General features: G+C 41.2%; 11 protein-coding genes. 9 read left to right on the top strand and 2 right to left on the bottom strand.

Translation table 11 applies throughout. From position 1 onward, the window contains the following. Window positions 1–79 precede the first annotated feature (79 nt). From AAG807_RS13580 to AAG807_RS13570, 3 genes are all read left to right on the top strand, one after another. A complete protein-coding gene (locus AAG807_RS13580; protein ID WP_341904907.1) occupies window positions 80–2,374 on the top strand; it encodes a PQQ-binding-like beta-propeller repeat protein in 2,295 nt (764 codons plus the stop codon). Between the two features lie 172 nt (window positions 2,375–2,546). Next, window positions 2,547–3,077: a hypothetical protein gene (locus tag AAG807_RS13575; RefSeq protein WP_341904905.1), complete on the top strand. Its 531-nt coding sequence runs from the start codon at window positions 2,547–2,549 to the stop codon at window positions 3,075–3,077. Between the two features lie 125 nt (window positions 3,078–3,202). Beyond that, entirely contained in the window at window positions 3,203–3,925 is a 723-nt protein-coding gene (locus tag AAG807_RS13570; RefSeq protein WP_341904902.1) for a hypothetical protein, read from the top strand. Between the two features lie 257 nt (window positions 3,926–4,182). Here the strand turns inward: AAG807_RS13570 and AAG807_RS13565 are convergent, their stop codons facing one another. Beyond that, entirely contained in the window at window positions 4,183–4,554 is a 372-nt protein-coding gene (locus tag AAG807_RS13565) for a transcriptional repressor (RefSeq protein WP_341904900.1), read from the bottom strand. Window positions 4,555–4,832: 278 nt separating this feature from the next. Here AAG807_RS13565 and AAG807_RS13560 point away from each other — a divergent pair, with 278 nt between their 5' ends. From AAG807_RS13560 to AAG807_RS13535, 6 genes are all read left to right on the top strand, one after another. Then, window positions 4,833–5,222, top strand: coding sequence for a MerC domain-containing protein (locus tag AAG807_RS13560; protein WP_341904898.1), 390 nt, complete (start codon window positions 4,833–4,835; stop codon window positions 5,220–5,222). A 43-nt stretch (window positions 5,223–5,265) separates the two neighbouring features. Next, window positions 5,266–6,207 carry a metallophosphoesterase gene (locus AAG807_RS13555; protein ID WP_341904896.1) on the top strand — a complete coding sequence of 314 codons (942 nt, stop codon included), beginning with the start codon at window positions 5,266–5,268 and terminating at the stop codon, window positions 6,205–6,207. 11 nt (window positions 6,208–6,218) lie between these two features. After that, window positions 6,219–7,430: a GTP-binding protein gene (locus AAG807_RS13550; protein WP_341904893.1), complete on the top strand. Its 1,212-nt coding sequence runs from the start codon at window positions 6,219–6,221 to the stop codon at window positions 7,428–7,430. An 857-nt stretch (window positions 7,431–8,287) separates the two neighbouring features. Then, window positions 8,288–9,886, top strand: coding sequence for a cellulase family glycosylhydrolase (locus AAG807_RS13545; RefSeq protein WP_341904890.1), 1,599 nt, complete (start codon window positions 8,288–8,290; stop codon window positions 9,884–9,886). A 122-nt stretch (window positions 9,887–10,008) separates the two neighbouring features. Then, window positions 10,009–10,776, top strand: a complete 768-nt coding sequence (locus AAG807_RS13540) for a hypothetical protein (protein ID WP_341904888.1) — start codon at window positions 10,009–10,011, stop codon at window positions 10,774–10,776. A gap of 286 nt (window positions 10,777–11,062) precedes the next feature. Beyond that, complete coding sequence (locus tag AAG807_RS13535; RefSeq protein ID WP_341904885.1) at window positions 11,063–12,055, top strand: hypothetical protein; 993 nt, start codon at window positions 11,063–11,065, stop codon at window positions 12,053–12,055. 98 nt (window positions 12,056–12,153) lie between these two features. On the opposite strand, the gene AAG807_RS13530 is transcribed toward AAG807_RS13535, so the two are convergent. After that, window positions 12,154–12,807 (bottom strand): Crp/Fnr family transcriptional regulator, encoded by a 654-nt coding sequence (locus AAG807_RS13530; RefSeq protein WP_341904882.1) that lies wholly within the window; start codon window positions 12,805–12,807, stop codon window positions 12,154–12,156. Between the last annotated feature and the right edge of the window lie 17 nt (window positions 12,808–12,824).

Genomic DNA, 12,824 nt, shown 5'->3' with positions numbered 1-12,824 from the left:
ATTTATCAACAATTAGGATATTGCCTGTAACCTAAAACCACAATCGTCGCTATAGACAAATACTCTCCAAAATGTGCTTATGAAATCAATCTTCACACTCTTTGTATTTTTCCTTTTTAAGGGTTTCTGTCTTTTCGCACAGGAAACTGTTTTTACGCTTCGTTTAAAAGACACTCAGAATAAGCCCATTCCGAATATTGTTGTAACCGGCGAACATACTGACGGGAAAATTGTTCTGAAGTCGACAACCAACGCTGCCGGCGAAGCGATTTTTAAGTTGTCTGAGCCAGGTTTTTATAGCTTCAGCTATCTGGAAATGAAAAATGTAATAAAGAAGGAAGTAAAGGAGGGATTCTATGGGACTTTTACCCAATCGGTAACCTACGATCCGAAAGGTATATTTGCGGAAAAACCAAAAGCTGATCGCAGCGGAATAAACTTCAGAGATGTTTCCCCGCTGCAGTTAAGGAACGATATAAAGGCCGCTGAAGTCACCATTCTCGTTAAAAAACAGGATGGGACACTTGTGACCAATGTTCCTGTAAAGATGGTCTCTGTGGCAGATAAAGCCAGATATGCTTCGACCAGCAATTCTCAGGGCAAAGCCATTTTTTACGTGCCGGCGGGAAAAGACTACGAAATTGATATGGATCAGACAATAGCATTTAAAACACTGGCTGTTCCCAATCACGAGGGACTGCAAATGACAGAAGTTGTGTTTTATGAAAAAGCTAACATCCGCGAAACGATCAAAGGCGACACGATTATTCAGCCTTTGATAACCAACACGAACGGTACTTCTACGCATGTGCTTTTTACGCTGACGCTGAGTAACTACGACAACAAACCTTTAGAGAATGAACCGATTTTTATGAGTGCACTAAAAGGAAAACGGGTTTATCAGGGAGTTACAAACAAGAATGGCGTCTGCGTTTTTCTGCTCGAAAAAGGAACCGATTACGTGATGAACTTCAAATACGAGCAAAATGTTCATTTGGTGGAAGCGACGTCAACGCAGGGATTTAAAATGGCTTCGGCTTCAAGACGATACCGCGGTTCAGCAGAAATTGAGGCAATTCTGGCCGCTCAAAAGGAGGAAATGCGCAGAGCGGAAGAAAGCCGAAAGCTCGCGGAAGCTGAAAGACTCAAACAAATCGAAGAGAACAAAAAGTTAATCGCGCAGTACAAAAAAACAGCGCTTATTCCTGTTCCACCTGTTGCGATCACTCCAACATACAAGGAAACTCCTGTTAAGTCCATTCCGGCACCTCCAGACTACCTGAAGAAAACACCAGAGGGCTACACACTCGACTTTGGCACAAGTTCCGGCGCTACCGGCACACCGACAGTCATGGAGAACAGATTGTATTCCCAGCAGGGTGCGTATTCGTCTAATTATTTCTGCGTCCAGTCAGGAACAGGAAGCTTTCTCTGGGGACTTGAGTTAGGCGAATCGGGATTGTCGCCGGCAGTCTCCCACCAAGGAGTTTTACTGATCAACACATATTCCTGCACACTTTACGCCATAGATGCCTTAACAGGGAAATTGCTCTGGAGTAAATGGCTGGCCGGCACCGTGTATTCTACGCCAACTGCAGCTGATGATGATGTTTTTGTGGTTTACAAACATGGAGGGAAACCTGTATTGGTAAGTTTTGATCTCCGGTCGGGCAAGTTCAACTGGATGCAGGAGCTCGACCATGAAGCACTTGCTTGCCCTGTGGTGGAAGGCGAGGAAGTTCACGTGGCTTCGCAGGGCGGAACCTACTACATATTCAATAAGGAAACAGGGGTTCGCACAGCAACAACGAAGGACGTTTTCGTTTTGTCGTCGCCATCTATAAGCGGTGATAGAATATTCGTGACCGCAGAAGTGAATGGAGCTGAAAAACTGGTTTCGCTCGACAGAAAAACGCTGGATGTAAAGCAGGTTTTTGACTCACCCGTAGCAGCATTGAGACCCGGAGGAGCTGTCGAACAAATGAATTTTAACGGATCGCATCCGGTCGTTTATCAAAATAAATATATCGTCATGACGGATCAGGATCATATTTACGCTTTTGATGCAGTGACTGAACAAAAACTGTGGGAACAGCCCGTTCAGCTTTCCACCGAACAAGTTCCGGTGATAGCGAATAATACCGTTTACCTGGCTGTGGAAAACGGAGCAGTCATGACATACGATATTGTCACCGGAAAGTCGCAGAAACTGCACAATGGAAATTCAGGCTCACAAACGGAAGGCCAGCCGGTTTTTGGAAACGGATTTTTGTTCATCGCTGCTGCAGGAATAGTGAAAGCCGTCAAAACAGCAACAAAAGTAGACTGGAATCAATGGAACAAGGATGCGGGCCACAATTTGGTTTGGAAGTGATCTTCCTGGCCGGAAGTGATCAACCAGTAAGGGTATCTGACGTTGGTTTATTGGTGAGCATGGTTCTAACTTTTCTTTTTGCAAGATTGAGCGTGAGTTTTGAGTGTGAGGAGAATCTGGCTTCGGATTGTTTCGTTTTATTTTTGATCTTTAGCCTAAATCAATTATCCTCATGGACTGGAAAAAATTTAAACAACGATCAGAGAAAAAATTCAGGACGATTCCGCTTTACTCCAATTGTTATGGGTTTCAGATTCAGCCTGGAACAAAATGGAATCCTGGATTAAGTGAATTTGAAATCGAATCGTTGGAAGAATTGTTCGGATTCGAATTTCCTGATGACTATAAATCCATGCTCACGGTAATGAATGGTTTTGACCGGGATGAGATTTCCATTGATCCTGATGAAGAAATTGAGGATGAATTTGGTCGAATGTTATACAAGTATCCGGAAGATTATGAAAGAACAAAATGGATGGTTGACGAGCTATTTGAATTCATGAATTATACAAAGGAGCCTCTGTTAAAATCAGGTTTTGATGTCGAACAGATCATTGGTTTTATCCCCTTATATGCTAATCGCCATCTGGTTATTTTTCAGGATAAATCGTTAAGTCCGGTAATTTCAGCTCATCAGGGAACGGATGTCATTCTTTATGGAAATTCACTTTTAGAATATTGGGAAAAAGAGTTTGAGTTATAAAGTGGTTCTACTTCTTTATCGAATTGCTCCTAAAAAAACAGATCTAAGAATACGATTCTTTTTTATTTACGGCGACCAATCTATTCAAAATTTTAAATACCTTTTACCCATTAAACACTATTCACATGAAAAGAAATCCACTATTAGGCTTGCTGCTATGTGCCAGCTTGTTACTTACAGCATCCTTAAACGCCCAACAAAACCTTCGAACGCTCTACCGCAATGCCATGAGCACAGCCGTTTATCCCGATTCGTCAAAAATTGACACCAACCTGGTCGCGATCACGCCTCAAAACCCAAACCTTACCTGGAAGACCTTTAACGGTGAGAACTATTTGCTCGTCGTAACTTGGAAAAGTGTCTCTTATTACCCGAACGGCGGAGATTCGCTTTATAATACGGGACCATACCAGATCTGGGTAACCACTTCTCCGCAACTGAAAAACTGGTTTCACCAACAAAATATAGCGGATACCAATCTGCGCCTCAAACAATTACTTGGATTACCGCCTTCGGGAACCAATTACAACTATTTCGTAGAGTTTTGGGTAAAACCTTCGGATCTTTTCCGTCCGTGTCCCGACAATGAGATTAACGATAAATCCTGTTCTACCTGCTTTCCGGCTAATACGCCTCCGGATTACATCACCTGGATCAATGAAAGCCGGATTAGTCGCTATTACGCTTGTCAACTCTACGATCAGTATCCGTGGACACAACTCGGTTATACCTATGACTGGAATCCGGGGAACCCGACCCATGTGGGAATGAGTGAATTCGTTATCCAGAAAAATGCGACTGTTTATGTGAAGCAGGTATCAACTACAAAGCAATATCTGGCTGATTAAAGATTTTTGATCCTGTTTTGATATGAATGCTGTTGGTTCTGCTTCAGACCAACTTGCAGACAAAAAAGAATCGGGATTGTTACCTCAGTGATGATCCCAATTTTTTTTCACTCCCCCCCTCACTCTCACTCCCGATAGCTATCGGGACGCTCTGTCCCGATTCTTTTCAGAGCGGGAGCGAGATCCTCCTGGAAGAATAATTTCCGTCCACTTATCATGTTCGATTTCGAAAAAATTAGGAAAGCCTATTTATTCACTTACGAACACCTCGGACAAAGTCCGGAAACCGTGAAATTTATCGAATTGACCTTGTAATTCTCCGGCAACTGAAATGACGGTTTAATATCGTTCATACAGGTAATCGATTGGCATTTTTGACAACTAAAATGGATGTGATAATGGTTGCAGGATTCCGTGTTACCGATTGCATAATTCACTCCACCATCCAGAGTGATCACCTTGTGGACCAAACCTTCACATACCAAACGGTTCAATACCCTATAAACTGTAATTCGATCGCATAACCCATTCAATACGGACTGTATTTCCGAACGCGACAAAGCCATCTCAGAGTCCTTTATGATAGTCAGAATTTTTGTTTTTGCAGCTGTATTTCGTGATTGCTTCATGAGTTTATTAAAATGCTAACGCAACATAGTTGCAATTTTAGAAAATAATAATTAGTTTCGCAACATTGTTGCATTAAAGAGATTTAATTTATGATTCCACAAACGTTTGAACAATGGCAAAACTGCATTAGTAACGATTGTAAAATCAATCTGACCAAAGATTTTGCACAACAACGTCTGGAGGTTTATCAAAAACGGAGCAATCCGGAAACACAAAAATTTGTTTCGCTTTATGGGGAGCAGCACCTGCAAAATATTATTCATTGGTTAAAACAAGTATGATACTAAAAATCAAAGCAGATACATTGGGAATTGCCTCCGGTACCATCTGTCTGATCCATTGCGCGGTAACACCGTTTATATTTTTGGCAAAAGCATGCTCAACAACCTATTGCATGGATACTCCTTTTTGGTGGCAACTCATGGATTATATATTTATTGTTATCTCGTTTATTGCCATTTACAATTCAATTGGCAGTACAACAAAAAATTGGGTTCGAATAACCTTATGGTGTTCCTGGATTGTTTTACTCCTGATGATTCTAAATGAGTCATTCGGAATGATACCGCTTCATGAAATGCTTGGATACGTTCCCGCTCTTAGCATCATAATGCTGCATTTTTACAACCATAAACAGGGGAAATGTGCAAAGGATTGCACTGTATAACGCAGTAAAACGGTCATCGAATATCTTAAAAACGCCACACAGTATGTTTAAGTTAATTTTTTTAGGAGCTTTACTTTTTTCTTCTTGGTTACTGAGTTTCAGTGATGCTTCTGATATCCGGGAAAGACGGATACCCGATACTCAGCAAGGACTTCGTTTTTTTGTTATTGGCGATTGGGGGAAAGGTGATACAAACCAACGGAATGTTGCTCAAGCAATGGCTGCTGAAGCATTCATTCATCCGATAGACTTCATTATTAGTGTTGGGGACAATTTTTATCCGAAGGGAGTGAAAAGCGTAAAAGATCCGCAATGGGAATGCTCCTTTGAAAACGTTTACGTGGATACAAACCTGAAACGCGATTGGTATACGGCATTTGGCAATCATGATTATATGGGGCGGATCAGAGCACAATTGAACTACCACAAAATCAATCCCCGCTGGAAAACGGAAAAACGGTATGATAGCTTCACAAAAGGAATTCCTCATTCATCTGATTCCGTATTAGTTGTTTTCATTGACACAAATCCGTTCGATGGAACCTTAAAAGGATTAAGATACAATGGTTTGGGGAGACAAAACAAAAAAGCACAACTGGTTTGGCTGAACCATGTCCTCGGGCAGTCAAAAGCCAAATGGAAAATCGTTGTCGGACACCATCCCTTGTTTACCACCGGTTACCGCAGAGGTAAAATGTTGGATGTCAGGGCTGCCTTTTTACCTGTTTTCGAAAAATACCGGGTAGATGTTTATTTTGCCGGTCATGACCACGACTTACAGCATCAAAAGCCGGTTGGATACACACATTATTTCGTGAGCGGTGCCGGATCCGAATTCAGGGGAGTTACCACTGACTCCAGCATGACCAAATTTGCAGTTGGTGACTTTGGATTTATGGGTGTTCAGCTTACATCGAACAAGCTGACAGTTTCGATGATCAACTCTCAAAACAAGCAGTTATATCAAGCAGAAATTTCAAAATAACAATCACATTTATGAATACAACGACGAACAAACTTCCGGTAACTGTACTGAGCGGTTTTCTTGGAGCGGGTAAAACAACATTGCTCAATCATATTTTACATAACAAAGACGGATTGAAAGTGGCCGTTATTGTTAACGATATGAGTGAAGTAAACGTAGATGCAAAATTGGTAGAAAACCAACATGTCCTTTCCCGAACGGAAGAGAAATTGGTAGAAATGAGTAATGGCTGTATTTGCTGCACCTTGCGGGAAGATTTAATGATTGAAGTGGAGAAGCTCGCGAAAGAGGGACGTTTCGACTATCTGCTCATTGAAAGCACAGGGATTAGCGAGCCTGTTCCCGTTGCTCAAACCTTTTCTTTTGTGGATGAAGAAAATGGAATTGATCTTTCCCGTTTCAGTTATGTTGATACGATGGTTACGGTAGTGGATTGCTTCAATTTTTTCAAAGACTTCGGAACAACTGAGCTTTTGCAGGATCGCAGTTTGACCGATATGGAAGGTGATTACCGGACTATTGTAAACTTGTTGACCGACCAGATTGAATTTGCCAATGTGATCATTTTGAACAAAACAGATTTGGTTACTGAAAACACGGTGGGACTGCTTCGAGCTGCCATTCATAAGCTCAATCCGGGAGCAAAAATAATCTCCTCCGAATTTGGAAAAGTTGCCCCATCCGAGATTTTGAATACCCGGCTGTTTGACTTTGAAGAAGCGCAAAATTCGGCTGGTTGGCAAAAAGAGTTAGAAGCAGAAACCCATACCCCTGAAACAGAAGAATACGGAATCAGTTCGTTTGTTTTTCGTGATCAAAGACCATTTCATCCTGAAAGATTCTGGAACTACCTCAATGAAGAATACCCGGGTGGAGTTATCAGGGCCAAAGGTTTGTTTTGGCTGGCTTCTCGACCTGATGATGCCTTGAATTTTTCACAGGCAGGAGGTTCTTCCCGTCTAGAACGAGCAGGAGTTTGGTGGTGCAGCATGGAGTTTAAAGAAAGAATAAACTACCCTTCTTTTGTGGATAATAAAGAGTACATTGAAAGTAAATGGAGTAAACAATGGGGAGATCGTATGAATGAACTTGTTTTCATCGGGCAGGATATAGATCAGGAAAATATGATTAAAGCACTCGAAAAATGCTTGTTGCAAGCCAATGAGCAGCATTTGTTCGGTAAGAAGATTAAATGGAATGATCCTTTTCCTCAAGACATCTAATCAGGACAGACCTAAAATGATCAAACGATGCAGATTAGCTTCAACATGGTGATCAATGAAAAAGAATATGGTCTAAAAAGAAATGGTAGATTTCATTCATACGATAGAACCTCAAATCCGGTTCGAACTTTGAACTGAGTTGCGCACCCAATAAAAGCAATACCGAAAGGTGTTGCTTTTTGTTTTAACCTTATATTTGATTTCAATCTGATCCCAGAAAGACTCTATGAAACCCTTGTCTTCAAACATTTATTTTTGTGCCCTCGCTCTTCTTTTTATCATCGGAATTTCATTTCTCCCACAAGGCATGTGGAATTTCATGCCTGTGGCATATACGCTATTAGGTCCTGTATTATTTGGTATCTCTTACGGCAGAAACAAAATGAAGTTCGACGATTACTTTTTCGAAAAGTATCCGGACCTGGCTGCAAAAAGTGCTATCCAATCCGGCGTTATGAAAGGAAGCGCATCGAATCCTCTTAATCTGTATTCCAATCGAAAAGATCTTTTTAAAAAAGACGATGCACAGCTAAACAAATTGCTTGATGCAACTTTTCGAATGGGAAGGTTTTCAATTTACTCTTTTCTGATACTTGTAATAGCTTCGGTTATTGCTAGCATATTCAGGTAACTTATTGCTTTTCCCTTCACACTCACACTCCAACTCAAACTTATTTTCCTGCTTTTTCATTTGATGACTAACCGCGTATTTATACCTATAAAATATACCGAAACGGTCAAATATACCTGTATTTGAAAACAGGGCTTTATACGCTTATCCATTTCAGCAAATTGATAAATCTTTGCTCCGTAAGCGGGGCGATCCCCACAAAAGAAAAAACTAAATAAGCGTAATTATGAATTCAGTAAACACAACAACATGGAAGTGTTCGGTTACACAAAGTAATAGTGGTCCTATTGCTTCAATGACTGTTACTACCAATGGCTCAGCGGTTAGTCCCTTCAGAATAAAGGGAGTTTGTTACTCGCCTTGCCCGATCGGAGGATCAAATAACAATGCCTCGAACATTGGAGATTGGTTTTGGGACACCTATACTTCCGGTAGTACAACGATTACAAGCTGGGAGCAGACATGGGAAAACGATTTACCCAAAATAAAAGCACTTGGTATTAACACCATTCGGGTCTACTGTATGTTAAGCCAACAACTTCCGAATCAATGGAACACGGATACAATCTTTACACACCAGAAATTTCTCGATGCATGTTATCAACTTGGTATTTACGTGTTAGTTGGTTTTCCACTTCCAACCCAACTATTCGATTCTGGCCAGGTGCCAACGCCTGATCAAACCTGGTGGCAGAACAATCTTCAAACTACCGTGACCAATTTGGGGTCGCATCCGGCGGTAATGGGATTTATCATTGCCAATGAAGTGGACAATGGATCCGTTGACACCTATGGTCCTTCGACCAACCAAACCTATTGGTGGAGTCAGGTTCAGGCGATGGCATTGATCGCAAAAACGGCTGCTCCTGATAAATTAATCGGTATCTCCAATCACGATGATCCCGGTATCTGTGAAAATTGTGAAACTGAGATGGCAACCTGCACCAGTATTGATTTTTGGGGTGTAAACACGTATCAGCCTCAAACTTTTGCCTCTGTGTTCGGAAATAGCACCATTACTAGCGGGTATGCGAAACTGAGCGGTGCGGCACTTAAACCGGTCATTCTGACCGAATACGGTTTCCCGGCAACGTCACGTACCAGCGAAAACACTCTGAGTCCTTTGCAAATCATGTCTAACACCGAAACCCAGCAAAACGTGGCAACCGTATTGGAAACAATGCTTCCGGCAGCTTATGCAGAGCAAATGAATCTCGGTGTATGCTATTTTGAATACTGTGACGAATGGTGGAATCAATCCGGTTACACCTTGAGTTCTTCGGGCAGTTGTCCTACCGGAACAGGACCGTATGCTCCAAATGGCAGCAACAGTTCAAGCGGAACAGCATTTAATGCGCCGAATGACTACACTTGGTTTGGTGGGCCAATAGCCTGTGGTTTCCCGAATTATTATTGGGACAATGAAGGTTTTGGGTTGTATGCTGTAGCAGTAGGTTCCAACAGAAATCCCGCCCAACCATGGGATCAATCTACGAATTCACCTGCACTGCCTCTGGACACCAGAACACCAAGAACTCCTATTACATCTCAAATAAGCACATTTAATAATTATAACCTGATCAGCGGTTTCGTTACAGCTATCGATCAGGTGAATGGCTCTACCCAGGTTAGTGTTAGCTCAGATGAATATGGGCGCCCACCCGCAACCGGAAAACCGGGTTCGCTAACAAATTATTTTTACATGCCGGGTAACCTTAGTCAAGCCGAAGAAACCGAATTGGCAAACGCAAAGACATCCGGTAAGTATGTAACGTTAGTCTTTAACGACGACAGAAGCATCGTTCTGGTAGTTACAGGAAGTTAGGCACTTCAGTCTTACGCACAAAAAAGAATCGGGATTTTACGGAAGTAAGGTTCCGATTCTTTTTTTCTCTTCTATAGAAATGCTCCTTTTTCATTTAATCGAATCACCCTATATTTACTGAAATGAATAATCCAACCAGAAGAAATCGAAATATTGGCACTTCTAAACAAGGATATGGACAAAGTAATAAACTGATAATTCCAAGTCCTTGCGAAACATCTAAAACTTTTTATGAACGTTTGGATGAATATGAAAAAACGACCAAGGTGATAAATGGCCATGAATTCATATTTGTAATCGAGAAAACACGAGAATATTGTCAACATGCCTGTACAGTAGAAGATGTCGAACGCATTGTCTCAAATATTCCAATCAATGATTATGGTGATTTACGCCTAATCATTTTCCGACAACCAAAGAGAAAAGAAACAATACTTTCACCTGTTTGGGGACGTTTAATTTATTCTTTTGAATTTGAAAACGATTTTCATCCTGCTATCATTATTGAAGCCGTTGATTACAGTAAAAAATTGAAGTGGTCAACAAAAATGTCTGTTGACTCTCAAAAGGAATTTGAACGATTAAAATTAGACGGACATTTGTTTGTGAATGAATCTCGTTATTTTGTCGCTGAATATAACCCTGAACATGTTAGAAATACCCAACTCTATAGAACTTTACCTCATGAGTTTGGTCATTATATGCATTATCTGGAAGTTGTAGAAAGACCTTCAACCGAAAATGAGGAATTGATAGATTGGGAAAAACGGGATGATTTTTACTTTACCATACCTTCTGCTGAAAAAGAAAAATTTGCTCATTTATATGCAGATAAATTCAAACAACGGTTAGTTGAACTATCTGTTATTCCGTTTGATAGAATAGAGTAATTATGTGATTCTATTTCAATACCGAATCCCCCACCAATAGAATCTGCAACAAACGGAAGCTGTTGACTTAATCAGCAGCATCTATTCATCTATTTATTCTCAGAAGCACTTGTTTTTGATGTTTTAGTAAATATTGATTCAGTAATTCATCGGGTTCTGAAAAAAGCGGAATTGGGAAGTCCCGACTTAATAACAAAATAAGGCTATTTAGTTTTTTTTTCCGTTTAAATTGGTTGTTACAAATCAACTCTCTATTTTCTTTCTGAATTTAAAACCATTATTCACTATGAAAACACTGAGTTATGCAGCTACGTCTGCACTTTTCGTCGGTTTGACGATGGCATCCTGCCAAAAAGAAAAACCATCTCCCGCTTCAGAACAACTAAAAAACTCTGATGAGAATATTGAAACATTTTTTGAAGAGAATCGCGCCACCCAGACGCTAACGTATTCGATCAATCCGCAGATGGGCGGCAATATTACTACTCCTGACGGTTCGCAGCTAATCTTTGAGGCAGGAGCTATTCGCAACATGAACGGCGGACCAATTTCCGGAAATGTGATTGTAAGGATCAACGATGTTTATACACGTTGGGAAATGCTAGCCAATAACATGCCGAGCGAAACAGCACTAAGTGAACCGACAACCGAAGGAGGACCACTTTCTACAGGTGGATCTTATACAATCTCCATAATGACGGCTGGCGGTAATTCGGTAACGATTCCAAACGGAGGAGTGAAACTCACCACTTCCGGAGACAATACGGGTGGTTTCAACCCGGGTATGACACTGTGGAACGGTGTACAATCTGATGATCAGGCTCGCGATAAGGTATGGACAGCATCTCCGACAACTTTGCAAACGAACGATCCTGAATATAGTTTTCCGATCAATAATCCTATAGAGAGGATCAATATTGATATTCCGGAAATCCCCTTAGGCAAAAGCGGTGCTAATCATTTGATCCCGAAAGTTTACCTGCCAGCCAACTTCAATACAGATAACACAGAGATCTTTGTTTCTGCCGATGGGAAAAATTTCCTACTGACAAGTCTTGACTCCTATGTTTCCAGCTCATCAGGAAACTACTGGACAGATAATTCAGGTTATTTTTCCGAAGGAGAAAACGGAAATATCATTGTCGTATCGAAAGAAGGAGGTGTACTGAAAGCAAATATCACCCCTTTTACTGCTACACCGAATCAATCGATCACGATCTCTAGTATTTCGACCATCTCGTTAGCAAATTTAAAGACTGCTGTCGAAACACTCCCCTAACAGAACATAATCTCTTTTTTTTAGAAGTCGCTTCCACTTTCCCGGAAGCGACTTTTTCATATTCCAGGCAGAAGGAAAAGCAACGAAAAAGATTGGTATCACTTGATATCCCTTCTGATCCTGCTCAAAGACGATTGTGTAATTCCCAGGTAAGAAGCCAATTGGGAAAGCGGGATTCGATTTGCGAGTCCGGGGAAATTCGTTAAAAAATGGAGGTAACGTTCGGTTGCATCCTCTGCCATCATGGAGCTGATCCGGGTTAGTTTGTCAGCCAATCCTTTTGCAGTTATTTTGGAGATAATTGCGTCCCATCCGACAATGGTCAGTGATAATTCTTCCATCCCCTCTTTGGAAAATGCCAGGTATTCGCAATCGGTTACAGCCTGGGCATATTCCGTGGATGGAATTCCCTGGTTGTAGCTGTTAATGTCTGCAATGAAGCGATTTTCATCCATGAAATACTTGGTGATATCATTGCCTTTGTTGTCGTAATAACTGATGCGAATGATCCCTTTGGTCAAAAAGATAATTTCGCGGGGGATTTTTCCGGCTTCCTGGTAGTATTCGTCTTTTTTCAGAGACTTGAATACTGCTTTGCTTTTTACCAGGTCAATTTGCTGTTGATTCAACTGACCGAACTGCAAAATGTAATTGATGAGTGATTCCATATTCTCTTTTTCAACGCAAAGTACGCTAAGACGCAGAGAAAGAACACCCTTTGCCTTGGCGTTCTTTGCTTCTTTGCGGTTCATTGTTTTTATGCTGTTTT

The sequence above is a fragment of the Fluviicola taffensis DSM 16823 genome (genome assembly GCF_943372375.1).
In the GTDB taxonomy this organism is placed as follows: domain Bacteria; phylum Bacteroidota; class Bacteroidia; order Flavobacteriales_D; family Crocinitomicaceae; genus Fluviicola; species Fluviicola taffensis_A.
The sequence above is the reverse complement of the archived record's forward strand: the minus strand, read 5'-3'. Positions and strand labels throughout refer to the sequence as shown.

Coding starts and splice junctions, on each gene's coding strand:
- AAG807_RS13565 (WP_341904900.1), bottom strand. CDS start 4,554: ATGAAGCAATCACGAAATACAGCTGCAAAAACAAAAATTCTGACTATC.
- AAG807_RS13555 (WP_341904896.1), top strand. CDS start 5,266: ATGTTTAAGTTAATTTTTTTAGGAGCTTTACTTTTTTCTTCTTGGTTA.
- AAG807_RS13575 (WP_341904905.1), top strand. CDS start 2,547: ATGGACTGGAAAAAATTTAAACAACGATCAGAGAAAAAATTCAGGACG.
- AAG807_RS13550 (WP_341904893.1), top strand. CDS start 6,219: ATGAATACAACGACGAACAAACTTCCGGTAACTGTACTGAGCGGTTTT.
- AAG807_RS13540 (WP_341904888.1), top strand. CDS start 10,009: ATGAATAATCCAACCAGAAGAAATCGAAATATTGGCACTTCTAAACAA.
- AAG807_RS13570 (WP_341904902.1), top strand. CDS start 3,203: ATGAAAAGAAATCCACTATTAGGCTTGCTGCTATGTGCCAGCTTGTTA.
- AAG807_RS13530 (WP_341904882.1), bottom strand. CDS start 12,807: ATGAACCGCAAAGAAGCAAAGAACGCCAAGGCAAAGGGTGTTCTTTCT.
- AAG807_RS13545 (WP_341904890.1), top strand. CDS start 8,288: ATGAATTCAGTAAACACAACAACATGGAAGTGTTCGGTTACACAAAGT.
- AAG807_RS13535 (WP_341904885.1), top strand. CDS start 11,063: ATGAAAACACTGAGTTATGCAGCTACGTCTGCACTTTTCGTCGGTTTG.
- AAG807_RS13560 (WP_341904898.1), top strand. CDS start 4,833: ATGATACTAAAAATCAAAGCAGATACATTGGGAATTGCCTCCGGTACC.
- AAG807_RS13580 (WP_341904907.1), top strand. CDS start 80: ATGAAATCAATCTTCACACTCTTTGTATTTTTCCTTTTTAAGGGTTTC.